Source organism: Kitasatospora herbaricolor, from assembly GCF_030813695.1.
Classification (GTDB): domain Bacteria; phylum Actinomycetota; class Actinomycetes; order Streptomycetales; family Streptomycetaceae; genus Kitasatospora; species Kitasatospora herbaricolor.
This window is the reverse complement of record NZ_JAUSVA010000002.1, coordinates 8064135-8080505: the sequence shown is the minus strand read 5'-3', so window position 1 is coordinate 8080505 and position 16371 is coordinate 8064135. Positions and strand designations below refer to the sequence as shown.

Annotated in this window: 17 protein-coding genes and 1 pseudogene; 10 read left to right on the top strand and 8 right to left on the bottom strand. The window is 73.5% G+C overall.

What is annotated here, in order from left to right:
- The first annotated feature begins 474 nt into the window (after positions 1–474).
- On the top strand, positions 475–1476 hold the full coding sequence (locus tag J2S46_RS35095; protein ID WP_229913266.1) for a collagenase: 1002 nt from the start codon (positions 475–477) through the stop codon (positions 1474–1476).
- Between the two features lie 334 nt (positions 1477–1810).
- Here J2S46_RS35095 and J2S46_RS35090 read toward each other — a convergent pair whose 3' ends face one another.
- Entirely contained in the window at positions 1811–2257 is a 447-nt protein-coding gene (locus tag J2S46_RS35090; protein WP_191293628.1) for a helix-turn-helix domain-containing protein, read from the bottom strand.
- Positions 2258–2401: 144 nt separating this feature from the next.
- Here J2S46_RS35090 and J2S46_RS35085 point away from each other — a divergent pair, with 144 nt between their 5' ends.
- On the top strand, positions 2402–3259 hold the full coding sequence (locus J2S46_RS35085) for a universal stress protein (RefSeq protein ID WP_191293627.1): 858 nt from the start codon (positions 2402–2404) through the stop codon (positions 3257–3259).
- Between the two features lie 117 nt (positions 3260–3376).
- On the opposite strand, the gene J2S46_RS35080 is transcribed toward J2S46_RS35085, so the two are convergent.
- On the bottom strand, positions 3377–4204 hold the full coding sequence (locus J2S46_RS35080) for an SDR family NAD(P)-dependent oxidoreductase (protein ID WP_191293626.1): 828 nt from the start codon (positions 4202–4204) through the stop codon (positions 3377–3379).
- A gap of 256 nt (positions 4205–4460) precedes the next feature.
- On the opposite strand from J2S46_RS35080, the gene J2S46_RS35075 reads away from it, so the two are divergent.
- Entirely contained in the window at positions 4461–5000 is a 540-nt protein-coding gene (locus tag J2S46_RS35075; RefSeq protein ID WP_191293625.1) for a MarR family winged helix-turn-helix transcriptional regulator, read from the top strand.
- Between the two features lie 178 nt (positions 5001–5178).
- Here J2S46_RS35075 and J2S46_RS35070 read toward each other — a convergent pair whose 3' ends face one another.
- The 3 genes from J2S46_RS35070 to J2S46_RS35060 all read right to left on the bottom strand — a co-directional run bounded on the left by J2S46_RS35070 (position 5179) and on the right by J2S46_RS35060 (position 7354).
- Complete coding sequence (locus tag J2S46_RS35070) at positions 5179–5541, bottom strand: hypothetical protein (protein ID WP_191293624.1); 363 nt, start codon at positions 5539–5541, stop codon at positions 5179–5181.
- 238 nt (positions 5542–5779) lie between these two features.
- Complete coding sequence (locus tag J2S46_RS35065) at positions 5780–6292, bottom strand: protein-tyrosine phosphatase family protein (RefSeq protein WP_191293623.1); 513 nt, start codon at positions 6290–6292, stop codon at positions 5780–5782.
- Between the two features lie 267 nt (positions 6293–6559).
- Positions 6560–7354 carry an SDR family NAD(P)-dependent oxidoreductase gene (locus J2S46_RS35060; RefSeq protein WP_191293622.1) on the bottom strand — a complete coding sequence of 265 codons (795 nt, stop codon included), beginning with the start codon at positions 7352–7354 and terminating at the stop codon, positions 6560–6562.
- A 103-nt stretch (positions 7355–7457) separates the two neighbouring features.
- Between J2S46_RS35060 and J2S46_RS35055 the strand changes: the two genes are divergently transcribed.
- Positions 7458–8372 (top strand): LysR family transcriptional regulator, encoded by a 915-nt coding sequence (locus tag J2S46_RS35055; protein ID WP_191293621.1) that lies wholly within the window; start codon positions 7458–7460, stop codon positions 8370–8372.
- Positions 8373–8450: 78 nt separating this feature from the next.
- Here the strand turns inward: J2S46_RS35055 and J2S46_RS35050 are convergent, their stop codons facing one another.
- Both J2S46_RS35050 and J2S46_RS35045 read right to left on the bottom strand, forming a co-directional pair.
- A complete protein-coding gene (locus J2S46_RS35050) occupies positions 8451–8954 on the bottom strand; it encodes a hypothetical protein (RefSeq protein WP_191293620.1) in 504 nt (167 codons plus the stop codon).
- 271 nt (positions 8955–9225) lie between these two features.
- Positions 9226–9408, bottom strand: coding sequence for a hypothetical protein (locus J2S46_RS35045; protein WP_191293619.1), 183 nt, complete (start codon positions 9406–9408; stop codon positions 9226–9228).
- On the opposite strand from J2S46_RS35045, the gene J2S46_RS35040 reads away from it, so the two are divergent.
- A complete protein-coding gene (locus J2S46_RS35040; protein ID WP_191293618.1) occupies positions 9407–9973 on the top strand; it encodes a hypothetical protein in 567 nt (188 codons plus the stop codon). The two genes, J2S46_RS35045 and J2S46_RS35040, sit on opposite strands and share 2 nt — an antisense overlap.
- 174 nt (positions 9974–10147) lie before the next feature.
- On the opposite strand, the pseudogene J2S46_RS35035 reads toward J2S46_RS35040, so the two are convergent.
- Positions 10148–10414 (bottom strand): annotated as a pseudogene (locus J2S46_RS35035) (SUMF1/EgtB/PvdO family nonheme iron enzyme); the annotation flags it as partial.
- 948 nt (positions 10415–11362) lie between these two features.
- On the opposite strand from J2S46_RS35035, the gene J2S46_RS35030 reads away from it, so the two are divergent.
- From J2S46_RS35030 to J2S46_RS35010, 5 genes are all read left to right on the top strand, one after another.
- Positions 11363–13357, top strand: a complete 1995-nt coding sequence (locus J2S46_RS35030; protein WP_191293617.1) for an NPCBM/NEW2 domain-containing protein — start codon at positions 11363–11365, stop codon at positions 13355–13357.
- Between the two features lie 168 nt (positions 13358–13525).
- On the top strand, positions 13526–14353 hold the full coding sequence (locus tag J2S46_RS35025) for a DeoR/GlpR family DNA-binding transcription regulator (RefSeq protein ID WP_191293616.1): 828 nt from the start codon (positions 13526–13528) through the stop codon (positions 14351–14353).
- A gap of 608 nt (positions 14354–14961) precedes the next feature.
- Positions 14962–15417: an ATP-binding protein gene (locus J2S46_RS35020; RefSeq protein ID WP_191293615.1), complete on the top strand. Its 456-nt coding sequence runs from the start codon at positions 14962–14964 to the stop codon at positions 15415–15417.
- A gap of 95 nt (positions 15418–15512) precedes the next feature.
- Complete coding sequence (locus J2S46_RS35015) at positions 15513–15926, top strand: recombinase family protein (protein ID WP_191293614.1); 414 nt, start codon at positions 15513–15515, stop codon at positions 15924–15926.
- Positions 15923–16366: a hypothetical protein gene (locus J2S46_RS35010; RefSeq protein ID WP_191293613.1), complete on the top strand. Its 444-nt coding sequence runs from the start codon at positions 15923–15925 to the stop codon at positions 16364–16366. The genes J2S46_RS35015 and J2S46_RS35010 overlap by 4 nt, the downstream gene beginning before the upstream one ends.
- Positions 16367–16371 lie beyond the last annotated feature (5 nt).

Below are 16371 nucleotides of genomic sequence, written 5' to 3'. Positions count from 1 at the left end.
TCCGCTGACACCGGCGGGCCGGCTGGGGAGGTTCAGGGGCGACGGGACGGCCTGGTCGGGGCCCCGAGCGACAGGACCGGCCCGGCGCGTCCGGGGCTCGGACGCGCCGGCCGGCTCCGCACCCGGGCGACGACCGCGCAGTGCACCGGACGGATCCTCCCGCGGGCGAAAACCCGGCCGCTCCGTCCAGCCGCGCCCTCCCGTGCCGGGTGACGCCCGATCAGCGGCGCCGCGGAAGCCGTGCTCAGGCCGTACCCCCTGCCGCGCGGCCGCAGCGCCGCCAATTCTGCGTATCCGTAAATCCGACTTCCTGATGGAACCCGCCGCAAGGCCGGTCCTATGGTTCCGGCCAAGCGGGACACCGGACTTGGCGCTCGTACCTGCGCCTTCCCCCGGGCCGAACGCGACACCCCCACACCCCACGGCCGGCCTTCACCTGCTCCCGGCCGGCCGGAGCATCCCCCAAGGAGAACCATGTCCAGGTCCGACATACCGTTCAGACGGTCCCTCGTACAGGCCGCGGTGTCGCTGCTGGCGATGTGCGCCGCCACCGCCGTCATGGCCGTCCCGGCCTCGGCCACCGCCGCCGTCGGGACCGCCACGGGCGTCACCGGGCCGGCCGGCGCCCAGGCCCCGCTGGGCTCCGTGCCGCACCCGGGAGCACCCGGTGCCGCGCCGCTGCCCGACCGGGTCGGCGTGGCGGGCCCGGTCGCGACGCAGGCGGCCGATGCCACCCTCCCCGTCAACCACACCTGCAGTGCCACGCTGCGCATCCGGGCCCAGCGGATGACCGCCCAGGATCTCAAGAACACCTGCGACAGCCTCGCCGGACAGGACGCCTGGTTCCACAGTGTGGTCAAGGACGGCGGGCAACCCGTCCGGGACGACCGCAACACCTCCCTGGAGGTGGTCGTGTTCGACTCCCGCGCGGAGTACGTGCGGCTGGCCGGAAGTCTCTACGGGGTGAGCACCAACAACGGCGGGGTGTACCTGGAGGGCAACCCCGCGGCGACGGGGAACCAGGCCCGCTTCGTCGCCTACCGCGACGAGACCGCGCAGACCTTCGCGGTGGTGAACCTCAACCACGAGTACACGCACTACCTCGACGGCCGGTACGACATGTACGGCGACTGGAACGCCAACGTCTCCACGCCCACCCTGTGGTGGATCGAAGGCCTGGCCGAGTACGTCTCCTACGGCTACCGGGGCGTGTTCAACTCCTGGGCCGCCGGCGAGGCGTCGAAGCAGACCTACGCACTGAGCAGCCTGTTCGACACCACGCAGCAGAACGACCAGAACCGGATCTACGCCTGGGGCTACCTGGCCGTCTACTACCTGGTGGAGAACCACCCCGCCGACGTGGCGAAGATCCTCGGGTACTACCGCACCGGCTCCTGGCAGACGGCGCGCAGCTACGTCAAGCAGACCATCGGAACCCGCTACGACGCCGACTTCCGCCGCTGGCTGCTGACCTGACCCCACGGCCGGCCCCGACCCGCACCCCGTGCCGGGTCGGGGCCGGCCGCCCCGGGCCGGTCGTCCCGCAGCGGCTTCGAGTTCGGCCTCCGGGCCCTTCTCGACGGCTTCGAGGCCCGCCTGGCCGCGGTCACCCCGACCGGGTGAACCGGGCGCGGGGGCTGCGGACGGCGAGCCGCCGAACCGCCCCGGCGGCACCGGCCCGGACCGCACCGACGGCCGGTGCACCCGGCCGGGGCGGTGATCCCGGGCTCGACCACCACCGCCACCACCACGACCCGGCGATCGACTCCACGGAGCAGGACGCTGCTCCCGCACGGCGGATGCCGGCGGTTCAGCCCGGGCCGCTCAGGCCGGTGTCCGGGCCGACGGCGCCGATCCGGTCCCGGCACTCGTCGTCGGTGAGGTGGACCAGGACGGGGTGGGTCGGCGCCCCGCCCTGTCCCGGCGACGGACCGCTGCGGCCTTCCAGCAGTTCCGCGTAGCTGAGTCCGAGGCCTGCGGCGATCCGCAGGAAAGCGGCCCGGTCGAAGTCCGGCCCGGCCTGGACTAGGTGGCGCAGGCAGGACGGGGCCATCCCGGCCCGGGCGGCGAGATCGTCCTCGCTGAGGTCGAGCCGGCCCCGGCGCGCGGCGATCCAGCGGGCGACGCCGGCCGGGTCGGGCCCGGTCGGGCGCGGCGCGCCATCGGAAGTCCCGTCGTGCTCCCGTCGGCGTTCGCCAGGGTGGGGGGTCGGCGGCCCGCTGCCACCGTCCGGCTCCAGGATCGGTCCGGGGGCCACCGGCCGCCACGGCGCCCCTTGGCCCGGCCCCCGTCGGGCCGACTACGCGCTGCCCCGGCGCGGGCCGCGGCTTAGCCTGGATCCACGGCCGCGACCGGGGCGGCCGGTCGCCCCGCACCGTCCCCGGGATCCGGAGGAGCCGCGATGAATGACCCCGTGGTCGTAGGCGTGGACGCGTCGGAATCGAGCCGGCACGCGCTCGACTGGGCCGCCGACGAGGCCTGGCTGCGCTCCCGGCCGCTGCACGTCCTGCACGCCTGGTTCGGCGAGACCTCGCGGGTGCCGGCCGGGCAGGAGTTGCGGGTCGCCCAGCAGGACGGGGAACGGCTGCTCGCCTCGGCGCGCGAGCAGGCCCTCGGCCGCCGTCCCGGCCTGAGCGTGACGACCGAGCTGGTCGACGACCACGCCCGCGAGGCCCTCGCCGCGGGCTCCAAGCGGGCGGCGCTCCTGGCGGTCGGCGCGCGCGGGTCCGGCGGTTTCACGCGGCTCCTGCTGGGCTCCACCACCCTGCACGCCACCGCGAACGCCGGCTGCCCGGTGGTCGTGGTCCACCCGGCGGCGCACGGCCCCGGCAAGGGCGGGGTGGTGGTGGGGGTCCAGGGCAACGGTCACGACGACCCCGCGCTCACCTTCGCGTTCGAGGCGGCCCAGCGACGCGACCTCCCACTGCTGGCCCTGCACACCTGGACCTACCCCCTGATCAGCGGCCCGGGCCACGAGCTGCCCCTGGTCTACGAGGAGGGGCACATCGAGGCGGACCACGACCGCCTGCTGGCCGAGGTGCTGGCCGACTGGCGCGAGCGCTTCCCCGGCACCCCGGTCAGCACCACCTCGCTGCGGGCCACCCCGGCCAAGGAGCTGGTGGCGGCCTCCCGGGAGCACCAGCTGGTCGTGGTGGGGCGCCGGGGCGAGCCGCGCGGTCCGCTGGGCCGCCTCGGGTCCACCAGCCAGGCCGTCGTCCAGCACGCCGAGTGCCCGGTGGCCGTGGTGCCGGCCGACTGAACCGGACGGGCCCCGCCCCGGGAAGCGTCTGCCCACCGAGCGGGTGCGGGCATCCCGGGCCCGCCCGCCCGGGGCGCCCGGGCGGGCGTCAGCCGGGCACGCCTCGGTGGGCAGGCCTCAGTGGGGCAGGCCGGCCAGCAGCTTCTCGGTCTCCTGGTGCAGGCGGGCGGCGTCCCGGGGGTCGAACCCCGGGCCCTCGGTGCTGACCCGCCGGCCCTCCAGCACCGCCGTGAGCCGGGCGGGCGGGGCGTCCAGGAAAGGCAGGATCTGGGCGACGGCCAGCGAGACCGGCTTGCCCGACGTCCGGAGCCGGTCGACGTGCGCCGCCGTCGAGCTGTCGTACTCGCCGGCGAAGCTGGTGGCGACCACCCCGGGGTGGTCGAGCACGTAGCGGATCGGGGTGTCGCGGTGGACCCTGCCGAAGTGCACCCCGAGGAGGTCGCAGAGCGCCCCGCCGTGGCCGAGGGCCCCGGTGCCGGGATAGTTCCGGCGCAGCTGGAGGTCGTTCCAGCGGACCGGGCCGGTGAGGCCCGCGCCGCCGAAGTTGAGCACGGTCCCCCGCTCGGCGCGGCCGAGGAGCTCCACCAGCCCGTGACTGAGCAGGAATCGGCTGAGGTAGAACAGCGCGAAGTTGCTCTCGAACCCGTCGGGGGTCTCCACCCGTGTCGAGCGGTGGTAACGCGCCCCCAGGACCAGGACGTCGACCGCCGGGCAGGTCTCGGTGATCAGGTCGATGACGCGGCGGTTCTCCGCCACCAGGCTCAGGTCGGCCCGTACGAAACGGGCCCGGTCCCCCGCGCCGCTCCGGGCGGCGGCGTCCACGAAGGCCCGTCCCTTCTCGGCGCTGGTGCCGAGGACCAGCACGTCGTGGCCGCGCTCCAGGTAGGTGTCGGCGAGGGCCCGGCCGATGCCGTCGGTCCCGCCCGTGATGACTGCTGTGGCCATGGTTCCCTCTCGGCCGGCCGGCGGCCGGGGACTCGTGCCGACAGGTGCGGCACGAGCGCCGTCGGCGGTGCGGAGGCGGGCCGCCCGGTGCGGGAGCCCTGAATATTTAGTTTTAGCAATCAAAGCAGATCCCAATGCGGCGGGCAACAGCCACATCTGACGGGCCGCCAGCCTTCGGGGGCCCCGGGGCGGACCGCCCGGCACGGGAACGACGGAGCGGAGGATCAGGGCCACCCGGGCCTTGTAGCCTGGGTGGATGACCTCATCCAGGACGGCGTCCGGCGCGACGCCGGTCGAACCCGCCGCCGCACCGGAACTGGCCCGCCTGGAGGTCGCGCTCTCGGCGCTGGTGCGCTGGAGCGAGAGCAGGCACACCCGGGCCGAGGTGACCCGCCTCTCCGGCTGCGACGTACCAGCGAGCGCCCTGCGGCTGCTGGAACACTTCGACGTCGCCGGCGCGATGCGGGTCTCCGACATCGCGGACTGCCTGCGGGTCGACGTCTCGACCGTCTCACTGCAGCTGCGCCGGCTGAAGGCCGACCAACTGGTCAGCCGGCAAACCGACCTGGCCGACGGCCGGTCCGGGATGATCGCGATCACCCCGGACGGCCGGCAGGTGCTGGAGCGCGTCCGGGCCGCCCGCCGGGACCTGCTCGCCGAGGCCTTCGCCCAGGCCGCGCCGGGTGAACTCGGCCGGGCCGCCGATGTCCTGATCCGGCTCCAGAACCACATGCTCGCGGGACCCACGGCAGCCGGACCCGGCGCCACCGCCGGCCCGGGGCCCGCGCCCGACTGATCACGACCACCTCGGGCCCGGCACGCCACGCGGCGCGCCGGCAAAGCCTGGCCCTCGACGGCGACAGTCGCGCTCCTGCTCGTCGATCCCCTGGACAACCCACGGCTGGGACGTGACGACCTCGCACTGCCGGACGCGACGGGAGGTGCGACCGTTCACTGGTTCCGGGCCTCCGGCTCTAGCCGAGATTCCCGAAGACCCGCGGCACCCACTGATCGAGCTGGGTGCCGAAGGCCGCTGATGATGAGATGTCGAACGCCGGTATCGGTCCGGCGTCGTCGAGGCCGTCGAAGTAGTCCACGTCGGCCCAGCCGCCCCGGAACACCACCACGGACAGCTGAGCGTCCCCCGGGCCGGAGATGAGCACGCCGACGGAATCGGGATCACGCACGCGAGTTCTGTCAGTCTCCAGCCGCTGAGGCCACGACGCGGTTTCGTCCCGCCACGTCACCTGCTCCACCTTGAGACCGGCCGCCACCCATCGCGCGGTCCGCTCAGCGATTGCTGCCGCTGCCTGATCAAGATCGATGACACGCTCCATGAGCGGATCATGACCCACTCCGACGCACCGCTCCACCGACTTCCACACGCTCTCCGGGCGGGCCGCCCATTGCGGAGCCGACTCCGGTGCTCGCCATCCTCGGCGACATCTGCGGAGCGCCCTGCCGTCGACCGCTCCTGGAAGCCGGCGCCGGCGCCGCAGCCATCGGCGTTCCACGGCTTCCTGACCCGCGCCCCGATTGCCTCCTGAGCTTGATCTCAACCTCTGCGGATGCGGGTCAGGTGAGGGTTTCGAGTCCGGCCAGGAGACGGGCGACGTCCAGTCCGGCGGTGAGGTACTGCTCGAAGGTCTGATTGTTCAGGGCCCAGGGCGATCGCTTCTGCCGGATGAGCGCGACGGCGTCGGCGGGCTCCTGGCCCAGCTCGATCAGAGTCTGGGCGACGACGAGGCCGGAGCGGTTGTAGCCGGCGTGGCACCGAACGAGAACGATGCGGTCAGTCCGTACGGCCTCCGCGGCACGGAGGGCCAACTGTTGGACCGAGTGGATTTGCCCGGCCGTGAGCGGACCGTCCGGCATCTCGCTGATCAGATGCTCGACCCCGGGGTCCGGTCCGTGGGCCGGTCGGGTGAACAGGCTGATGACCAGGTCGAACTCCGCACCGACCACGGCGGTCCGCACCTGACCGTCAGAGGCCGCCCAGAAGTGCCCGCCCAGCCACAGCCGTGGCCTGACCTCGTTCCAAGGCGCCTGCGGTTCGGGTGCACTTCGGTCCCGCTGCCGTGTCTTCACGGACGCTCCTCTCCGGCCTCTCCCGTGGACCAACGACACGGGCAAGCGCCCGCGTTCCCTGGTGCACCCGCTGTCGCCGTTGTCCGACCACCAGGAGCACCGTGTCCACGGCGGCGCTCAGGCGTCGGCGTCGGACCGACCAGGGTCTTCACCGGCCCGTCCGCGCAAGGCATCGCGTCGAACGGTTCGAACCACACATTCGGCCGGGCCCTGAGACAGCCGTGGCCGGCCGGTCGGCCGGCCACGGGCAGTCGTCAATGAGCGGGCTCAGGACCGGCCGGTGACGTAGCCGCCGTCGGCCCGCAGCACGTGCCCGGTGGTGAAGGCCGCGCCCGCCAGGTACAGCACCGCGTCCGTGACCTCGGAGGCCTCGCCGACCCGGTCGAGCAGGGCGAGAGCGCCGTAGGCGTCCACGTCGGCGCCCGTGTGCAGCGGGGTCCGCACGATGCCCGGCGCCACCAGGTTGACCCGGATGCCGTCGGCCGCGAGTTCGGCCGCGAGGCTGACGGTCAGGGCGTGCACGCCGCCCTTGCTGACCACCGGAGCCGAGGCCGGGAAGCCGCCGATGGCGTGCTCCACCAGGACGGTGCCGATGTTGACGATGCTGCCGCCCTCGCCCTGGGCGCGCAGCCGGCGCACCACGGCCTGGGTGGTCAGGTAGGTGCCCTTGAGGTTGCCGTTCAGGAAGCCGTCCAGCTCCTCCTCGGTGACGTCGGTGAACGGCTTCGCGGCGAAGGTGCCGGCGTTGTTCACCAGCACGTCGACCCGGCCGAAGCGCTCGACCGCCGTACGGACCAGGGCCTCGCCGGTGGCCGCGGCGCCGATGCCGCCCACCACCGGGGCGACCCGGTCCGGCTGCCCCAGCAGCGCGGCGGCCTTGGCGAGCCGCTCGGGGTCGCGGCCGTTGAGCACCACGTTGGCGCCCTGCTCCAGGAAGCCGCGGGCGATGTCCAGGCCGATGCCGCTGGACGAACCGGTGACGATGACGGTGGGCGCGGCCTTCGCCGTGAAGGCGGCAGAGGTGAGGGCGGTGCTGCCGGTGGCGGGTGCGGGCGTGGTCATGGTGGAGCCTCCGTCGATGTGTACGTGGGGTGTTGGTGAAACCGTAGGCTCGTACGATCCATAAGACCACGACACATATTGGAGTCTGAGATAACCTCACATTATGGATGTCGATCTGCGTGACCTGGAACTGCTCGACACGGTGGCCGACACCGGCTCCCTCACCGCCGCCGCCGAACGCCTCTACGTCAGCCAGCCCGCCCTGAGCCAGCGGCTCACCAGGATGGAGGAGCGGCTCGGGGTCCAGCTCTTCGACCGGCAAGGACGCCGACTGGTGCCGAACGCGGCCGGCCGGCGGATGCTGCTGGCAGCCCGACAGGTCATCGCCGAGCTGGCCTCGGCCACCCGTGACGTGCGGGAGCTGCGGGACGGCCGGGACCGCCGGGTCCGGTTCGCCGTCCAGTGCAGCACCACCTTCCAGTGGCTGCCGCCCGTCATCCACGGCTTCCGCGACCGCTGCCCGGACGCCGAGGTGCGGATCGAGACGCTCCCCGGCGACACCCTGATCACCGCCCTGCTGGAGGACCGCCTCGACGTCGCCCTGATCACCAAGGCGGACCCGGAGATGGACCGGGTCGACCTGGTCCGGCTGTTCGAGGACGAGATGGTGGCCGTGGTGCCGGCCACCCACCCCTGGGCGACCCTCCCCCACCTCACCGCACGGGACTTCGACGACTCCCGGCTGGTCCTCTACGACCTCTACGACCAGAGCCGGGTCCCCGCCACCCCGCTCCCCCTCCCGCACGGCGCCCGCCCCGGGCGGATCACCACCATGCCGGTCATCACCGACCTGGTGATCGAGATGGTGGCCGGCGGTCAGGGCGCCACCGTCCTGCCCGGCTGGGTCGCCGCCCCGTACGTCGCCTCGCACGGCCTGGCCCTGGTCCGGATCGGCGCCGAGCCGATGACCCGCACCTGGTACTGCGCCACCCGCCCGGGCCCCCGGCCGGCCCTCGTCCAAGCCCTGGTGGACGAACTCACCACCCGGCTGGGCGGGCGCCTGCCCGTCAACTCCTGAACCGGGCCGGGGTGCCGAGGCTCGGCACCCGACGGCCGCCCCGGTGCGCAGCGGCCGTCGGCGAGCTGCGGGGCGGGCTCAGGAGGGGTTGCCGACCAGCTGGAGCGGGCCGCTCAGGGAGTTCGGGGTGCAGCCGGGGCCGGTCAGGGTCAGGTGGTCGCGGGTGTTCAGCACGCTCAGCGGACCGTTGAGGACGGCGCCGCAGAACTGCACGGTGCCGGCGCCGACCGCCTGCACCGGGCCGGTGAGCTCCGACCCCCGGACCACCAGGCTCGCCCCGGCCCGGACCACGACCGGGCCGGTCTGCCGGGCGGCGGTCAGGCAGGTGGTGCCGGTGGCGACCACCAGCGGGCCGGTGTGGCTGCCGGTCACGGTGTTCGTGCAGGCGGGTCCGGTCGGGACCTGGGCGCGGAGGTCCAGGGCGTAGGCGATCTTGCCGGGCTTGGCGTCCGTGATCGGGGCGCTCAGCTTGCCGAACTCGCCGCCGGTGGGCTTCTTGCCGGCGTTCCACGGGGTCAGCCGGCCCAGCTGGTCCGCGGTGCGGCCGTCCGCGATCACCGTGTCGCCGGGCACGGCGGACATGGCCTGCGAGGCCGCTCCCCCCGGGGTACACGGTCACGAAGCTGCCGGCGGTGGGGTCGGTGACGGTGACGTTCAGTGCCGCGGCGGGTGGGGGCGTCCGACGGCCGACGCCACGTCACCGTCGCAGCAGCCCGGCGAGGGTGCTGCGGCGGACGGCCGGCCCTCGAACGCGCCGGTCACCGCCCCCGTGGAACTTTCGGGTCGTCACGGAGAGCACCGACTGACTAGGCTCGGCCCAGGTCGATCCAGGGGGAGTCATGGGCCAGGTCCGTCACAGCAGTCTTGCCATGCTCGGCGCAGCGATTCTGCTGGCCGCCGGGTGCACGGAAGTGCCCGAGGAGTCACCGAAGGTGGTTCCCGTCCCGGCGGCGGCCTTGTCGTCGACCGCCGCGGTGCCCGTGGTGCCCGCTGCGACGAGCGCCGGCCCGTCCGGACCCACGGCGATCCCCACCATGACGATCTCGCCCTCCCGGGACGGCCGGCCGCCGGTGACCCGCGAGCAGGCGGAGCAGCAGATCCGGGAGCTGGCCGAGCAGGCCGGCGACACCCCCGCCGTCGAGCGGCTGGTCACGGTGTTCCAGGACCCGGCGGCGGAGACCTACTGGTTCGTGTGGCCGAAGAGCAGCGGCGCGCTCTGCTGGGGGCAGCGCACCTGGGTGGCCGTCGCCCGCAGCTGCTTCGCGGAGACGACCCTGCCCGCGGGAGACACGCCGGCGCTCCGGGCCGTGCTCGGCCCGGGCGTCGTGGACGGCGGCCACTGGGCCACGGTGTTCCTCGCGGACCAGCAGAAGGTCGGCCGGATCTCCTGCAACGGCTCGGCCCTCACCCTGACCGAGGCAGGCAGCGTGCGCACCCCCGCCGGGACCCGCACCTTGTACACGCTGGTGACCCCGTGGGCGGTCTCCGGCACGTTGCCCGCCGAGGTCCTGCGGGACGGCGCCCCGGCCGCCGACACCCTGACCATGGGCGCGCCCACCGGCGTCAAGGACGACGACCCCCGCTTCCGGGATTGCAGGTAGCCGCTCCGCACGGGCCACGGAGCACGACGCCGACGGCGCGGGGCCGGCTACGGCACGCAGGACCGAGCCCCGGGGAACGCGACGGTCCCGCGTTCCCCGGGGCTCACCCCGTCGGGCCTTGGGCTCGCCCGGAGGGGGCCATTCCCGGGCGAGCACGGCCTGGGCCTCGCTCTGCCCCTGCCGGGCGGCGGGCCGGTAGCGCAGGCAGTAGTCCGGCGCGCCCAGGTGCGAGCCTCCCTTGATCACCCGCCGTGGGAAGCGCTCGGCGGACGGGCCGCTGCCGTCCGCGGGTGGTGCGTCGACGCGCGGGTTGCGCGGTGCGCAGCAGGCGCCGGCCGCGGGATCGGGATGGCGGCCGGTCCAGCGGTCCGTGGTCCGTTCCCAGACGTTGCCGGCCATGTCGTACAGCCCGTAGCCGTTGGGCGGGTAGCAGCCGACCGGGGTGGTGCCGGGGGCGGGGTCGGTCTTCCGAGGCCCGCCGTCGTCAGGGCCGGCCGACTTGGCTGGACAACTGCTGCTTCAGCATCTTCCACTTCAAGCCATCCAAACGAAAACCAACACCCGAGGCCGGGAATCGATCGGCGAGGCCCTCTTGCCTGAGCGATACCGATGGGAATACCGTCTCGTTCTGTCGGTATCCGACGGTTAATGTTGACTCTTGTGGGAGGACTGCACATGCTTCCAGGGGGCGTCGGCCAGGGAGCGGTACCCGGCGGGACCGATACCGGGAGCACCTCACCCGGCCGATCCCCGCTCCACCCCCGGCCACCGGCACCCGTCGTCCTCGGCCGCGCCGGCCCCACCGAGGAGCCACGCACGCACTCCCCCGAGGTCCTCGTCCGTCACCACCGACGCACGGCGCAAGCGCTCGACCGCCTCGTTCGTACCCGATGACGAGCCGTCAGCGGCTGGCCCGGTGCAGTTCACCGCGCCCGCCGAGGACCGTCCGCCGACGTTCACCCACCGTCGACGGCAGCGCCGCGAAACCTCCGACCCACCTCACCCCGCCGGAGCACGGCCGGCCGGCGCGGCGGTCACCGATCGGGTGACCGGAGGGGGCGGCGGCGCAAGACATCGACAAGCGAACGGAAAGCAACAGATCCGATCACGGACAGGGCTTCCGCCCTGCCGGATCCGCCCCCGTGCGGCCGCCACGGCCCCGGGCTCCCGGTCGCGACGTTCACCACGTCCGCCACCGGGGCCCCGGCTACCCCCTGGCTCACCAGGCCGCTCAAGACCCCCACCTGAGGAGTCCTCATGCGCTTATTCCGGTCCGACAGATTCCGGGCGGCATCATCCGCCGCCGACCCCCACCCGCTGCCGGCCGGCCCGCCCCTCCGGCCGGCGCCCGCCCGCAGGAGGGGGACCGCGGTCCTCACCTCCGGGGCCATGGTGCTGGCGGCGCTCAGCGCCGTCGGCACGCTCCAGGTCGTCCAGTCCCAGTCCGCCTCGGCGGCGGTGCCGGTCAGCTACGCCAAGACGCCGCCGATGGGGTTCAACGACTGGAACTCCTTCGCCTGCGACGTGGACGAGCAGCTCGTCAAGCAGACCGCCGACCTGTTCATCAGCAAGGGCCTCAAGGCCGCCGGCTACACCTACGTCAACATCGACGACTGCTGGATGACCAAGACCCGCGACGCCCAGGGTCACCTCGTGCCGGACCCGGTCAAGTTCCCCGACGGGATCAAGGGCACGGCCGACTACGTGCACGGCCTCGGTCTCAAACTGGGCATCTACGAGTCGGCGGGGACGGAGACCTGCCAGCACTTCCCGGGCAGCCTCGGCCACGAGCAGACCGACGCGAACGACTTCGCCGCCTGGGGCGTGGACTTCCTCAAGTACGACAACTGCGGTACCACCAAGGAGAACTCCAGCACCCAGGCGCAGCACATGGCCCGGTACCAGGCGATGGCCGACGCGCTCGGCAAGTCCGGCCGGAAGATCGTCTACTCGCTGTGCCAGTGGGGTGCGCAGAGCCCTTGGACCTGGGGCAGCTCCATGGCCAGTCTGTGGCGCACCACCGGGGACATCTACGACGGCTGGGCCAGCGTGAAGAAGATCATCGCGGCCAACGCCACACTGTCCCAGTACGCCCGGCCCGGTGCGTGGAACGACCCGGACATGCTGGAGGTCGGGAACGGCGGCATGACCGACACCGAGTACCGGACCCACTTCGCGATGTGGGCGGTGATGGCCGCGCCCCTGCTGATCGGCACCGACCTGCGCACCGCGACCCCCGAGACGATGGCGATCCTCACCAACGCCGATCTCATCGCCGTCGACCAGGACAGCCTCGGCGTCCAGGGACAGATCGTGGCCTCCGTCAACGGCACCATGGTGCTCAGCAAGCCGCTGGCGAACGGCGACCGCGCGGTGGCCCTCTACAACCCCACCGACGCACCGGCCGGCATCAGCATCCGGAGCGGCCAGCTCGGGCTGCCCGCCTCGGCGGCCTACCGGGTCAAGGACCTGTGGTCGAAGGGCACCTTCGAGACCGCCGGCACCATCAGCGCCGACGTGCCGGCGCACGGGACCGCCGTCTACCGGGTCAAGGCGATCGGGGACTTCTCCACCGTCCAACCGCTCGTCCTGGTGTCGGCCCAGGCGCCCGCGAACCCCGCCGGGACCGACCTCGCCGTCGCCCCGGGCCGGTCGGCGACCTTCACCAGTTCGGTCACCAACTACGGGAAGGCGACCCTGGCCGACGTCCGCGTCACCGGCGCCCCGTCCGGCGGCTGGAGCGTCAGCTCGTCGAACGCGTGGTCCAAGGCCACCCTGGCCACCGAGAAGACGCTGACCACGACCTGGAGCGTGACCGCGCCGGCCGGGGCGGCCCCGGGCAGTCACGTGATCCCACTCGTCGTCACCTACGCCTGGGGTGACGGGCACACGGTGACCGTGGCCAGGCGTGACGTCGACGTCCAGGTGCTCCCCGCCCCGCCCACCGGCACGGTCGGGCTGTCGGGGGTGGCCTGGGTGTCGGCCACCAACGGCTGGGGCCCGGTCGAGAAGGACCGGAGCAACGGCGGGAAGGACGCCGGTGACGGAAAGCCGCTGAGCATCCGTGGCACCACCTATCCGAAGGGGCTCGGGACCAACGCCACCAGCGACATCCTGTACTACCTCGGCGGCGCCTGTTCCTCGTTCACCGGCACCGTCGGGGTCGACGACGAGATGGCCGGCCACCCGGGCGACGTCGTCTTCCAGGTCTACGGGGACGACACGAAGATCGCCGACAGCGGCGCGGTGACCGGCACCTCGGCACCCGTCGCCCTGACCGCGGACCTGACCGGCGTGACCTGGCTCCGGCTGCACGTCGACCCGCACGGGTCCACCCTCTACGACCACGCCGACTGGGCGGCCCCGGCTCTGACCTGCCACTGAGCGGGCACGGCCGGCCCGGGTACGCACTCCCGGGCCGGCCGGCCGGTGACCGAGCAGGACCGGCGTCGGCCACGCCTTCGCCCGGGGCCGACGCCGGGCGAGGACGTGGCCCCGGGTCGTGCCACCCGGCAGAACCCACCTGTTGACCGACGATCAGAAAGCAAGGCAGTGGCAGACCAGGGATTCCTCGCACATCAACGACGGGCCGTCATTCTCGATCTGGTGCACCGCGGGGGTGGCGTCCGGGTGGCCGACCTGGTGGAGCAGCTCGGCGTCTCGGACATGACGGTCCGCCGGGACCTCGACACCCTGGCCCGAACGGGCGCGGTGGAGAAGGTGCACGGCGGCGCCCTGGTCCCCGTGGCCGGAAGAGCACTCGACGAGCCCGGGTTCGAGGCGAAGTCGGGCCGCGAGTCGGGCGCCAAGGCGGCCATCGCCGACGCCGCTGCCCTGCTGGTCCAACCGGGCAGTGTGGTCGGTCTCTCCGCGGGGACCACCGCCTTCGCCGTGGCGACCCGGCTGCTGGACCGGCCGGATCTCACGGTGGTGACCAACTCGCTGCCGGTGGCCGGCCTTCTGCGGGCCGCCGACCGGGAGCAGGCGCACGTCTCGCCCGCGGTCCTGGTGACCGGCGGCGCCCCCACCCGTTCGGCGGCGCTCGCGGGGCCCCTCGCCAATCTGACGATCGAGTCGCTGCACGTCGATCTGCTCATCATCGGCGCCCACGGCGTCTCCGAGCGGGCCGGTCTCACCACGCCCGATCTCGCGGAGGCGCAGACCAATCGGGCGCTGCTCGCCTGCGCCCGGCGGGTCGCCGTGGTGGCGGACCACACCAAGTGGGGCGTGGTCGGCCTGAACGGCTTCGCGGAGCTGGGGGCGGTCCACCACTTCGTCACCGACGACCGGCTGGACAGCCACGCCCGGTCGGTGCTCGCCGACAGGGTCGGGGAGCTGATCCTGGCGCGCGAACCGTCGGGCGGGCACGACCCGGCGTAGCGGCCGCCCGGACGGCCCGGGCCGTCCTTTTTCAGGGAATCGCCGTTTCCGACGCCCGCCGGAATTCCGGGCTCGGCACACTCCGTAGACCTGTCGAATTCCCGGCCGGCGATCCGCCGGGGCAGTTCGCGAGGGCAGGGTATTCCGGTCGCCCGCCGGCGCGGCCCGGCGTCGGGGCGGCCGACGCCGGGCCCACGGGTTGCGGGGGACCAGTCGGCCGGCCGGGCGGAAGCCGAGCCGGAGCCGGCTTCCGCGAGTACCATCGACCCATGTCAGGGCGGCCTTCCGGCCGGATGGGGCGCCGGTGCTCCGGCTCCGCCCCGGCGGGTGAGGTGAAGCGGCCGGCCCGTCCCCGGCAGGACGGCCCGTGGTACGAGGGGACTACCTACCCATCCCCGTACCCGGCGCGCGCCACTACCCAGGCACCTCCCTATCAATGACCCGGGAATTACCCACAGGTCGCCTGCCATCGGCGCCATTCGTTATCAGGAAAAGGCTCTTTCCCGTGGCTTTTGACCCGTCCTGTGCCGTTTTCTGGATTCAGAGGCAATCGAACTGCCGGCGGAAGGCGGACCAGCGGCCTCGATGACACCCAGCAGGAGGCGATCATGGGACCGAGCCCCGGGACAACCACCACCGTCGACGACCCGCGAACGGGGCGCGACCGGGACCCGGCGGGCGGGCTGCCCGTGGTCCGGGCCATTCCCCACCACCCCGGCTCGGTGCGCGCGGCGCGCCGGATCGCCCGTACGGCCCTGCGGGAGTGGGGCGTGGACGAGGACACCACGGAGCTGGCCCTGCTGGTCGTCTCCGAACTCGTCACCAACGCCGTCGAACACGCGCTGCCGCCGGTCGCCCTGCACGTGGAGCGTCCCACCGAGCGCACCGTGCACATCGAGGTCGACGACGGGGGGCCGGCCTCCGTGCAGGGTGCGTGGTGCGCGAACCGAACGCCGGAGGAGGGCGGCCGCGGCGGCGGCATCATCGACGTCCTCGCCTCCGCGCACGGCAGCCGCCCGCTTCCCTCCGGCGCCAGCCACTGGGCGGACCTCACCACCTTCTGACGACCCGACGACCCGACCGGCCACCGGCCCGGTCCCCTGTCCGAACGACGTCGGCCACCCCCGCCGGCCCGTACGACCACCCAGGGACGATTCTCATGACCACACTCGACCTGCCCCTGCCCCTGCGTCTCCCCCCGGCCGCCTACCTGCGGTACTACCCGCACAACCGCTCGGCGGTGGACCGCCACCGCGAGGCCCTGGACCGCTTCGCCCGCCGCCTGGGGCTGCCCTCGCCCGCGGTCTACCTCGACAACGGCCGCAGCTCCACCGGCCCCCGGCCCGGTTTCGAACAACTGGCCCGGGCCGTGCTGGACGGCGTCCACCGGGTGCTCATCGTGCCCGGGCCGTGGGTCTTCTCCGTCGACGACGCGAAGGCGCGACTCGCGGTGCGCCTGCTCACCGCCGCCGGCTGCCACCGCATCCTGATGCTGCCGCCACCCGGCGGGGGAGGATCCGCGCCGCCGCCGGAGACCGACCGGCGGACCGAGCCGGGAAGGACGAGGACGTGAGCCGGGCGGGCCTGTCGTTCCGGGCCGCCACCGGGGACACACGGTCACGACCTGTCGGGCGCCGCGGCGGGGCACCGCACCAGGAGGACCGGACGGTTGGCCCCACCAGGGGCACCGGCGCCACCGCGATGTACCTGCGCTGCTACCCGTACGACACCTGGCGCATGGCCTGCCACCACGAGGCCCTGCTCGGCCAGGCCGTCCGGCTCGGACTCGGCCGGCCCCACCTCTACCTGGACAACGGGTTCCGCTCGCGCGCACCGCTGCCGGCGCTGGAGCATCTGTTGCGCCTGACCGCCGACGGCGGCTACCGCACGGTGCTGGTCCCGGGGCCGTTCGTCTTCTCCCTGGACGACACCGAAGCGCGCGGCCTCGTCCGGCGGTTCACCGCCGCGGGCTGCGAGGTGCTGGAACTCCTCCCGACGCGCGGCGGGTCGTAGCGGCA

Bases quoted from the DNA above. Each gene is read 5' to 3' on its own strand.
- J2S46_RS35095 (WP_229913266.1), top strand. From the start codon at position 475: ATGTCCAGGTCCGACATACCGTTCAGACGGTCCCTCGTACAGGCCGCG.
- J2S46_RS35085 (WP_191293627.1), top strand. From the start codon at position 2,402: ATGAATGACCCCGTGGTCGTAGGCGTGGACGCGTCGGAATCGAGCCGG.
- J2S46_RS35080 (WP_191293626.1), bottom strand. From the start codon at position 4,204: ATGGCCACAGCAGTCATCACGGGCGGGACCGACGGCATCGGCCGGGCC.
- J2S46_RS35075 (WP_191293625.1), top strand. From the start codon at position 4,461: ATGACCTCATCCAGGACGGCGTCCGGCGCGACGCCGGTCGAACCCGCC.
- J2S46_RS35070 (WP_191293624.1), bottom strand. From the start codon at position 5,541: ATGGAGCGTGTCATCGATCTTGATCAGGCAGCGGCAGCAATCGCTGAG.
- J2S46_RS35060 (WP_191293622.1), bottom strand. From the start codon at position 7,354: ATGACCACGCCCGCACCCGCCACCGGCAGCACCGCCCTCACCTCTGCC.
- J2S46_RS35055 (WP_191293621.1), top strand. From the start codon at position 7,458: ATGGATGTCGATCTGCGTGACCTGGAACTGCTCGACACGGTGGCCGAC.
- J2S46_RS35050 (WP_191293620.1), bottom strand. From the start codon at position 8,954: ATGTCCGCCGTGCCCGGCGACACGGTGATCGCGGACGGCCGCACCGCG.
- J2S46_RS35040 (WP_191293618.1), top strand. From the start codon at position 9,407: ATGACGATCTCGCCCTCCCGGGACGGCCGGCCGCCGGTGACCCGCGAG.
- J2S46_RS35045 (WP_191293619.1), bottom strand. From the start codon at position 9,408: ATGGTGGGGATCGCCGTGGGTCCGGACGGGCCGGCGCTCGTCGCAGCG.
- J2S46_RS35030 (WP_191293617.1), top strand. From the start codon at position 11,363: ATGGTGCTGGCGGCGCTCAGCGCCGTCGGCACGCTCCAGGTCGTCCAG.
- J2S46_RS35020 (WP_191293615.1), top strand. From the start codon at position 14,962: ATGGGACCGAGCCCCGGGACAACCACCACCGTCGACGACCCGCGAACG.
- J2S46_RS35015 (WP_191293614.1), top strand. From the start codon at position 15,513: ATGACCACACTCGACCTGCCCCTGCCCCTGCGTCTCCCCCCGGCCGCC.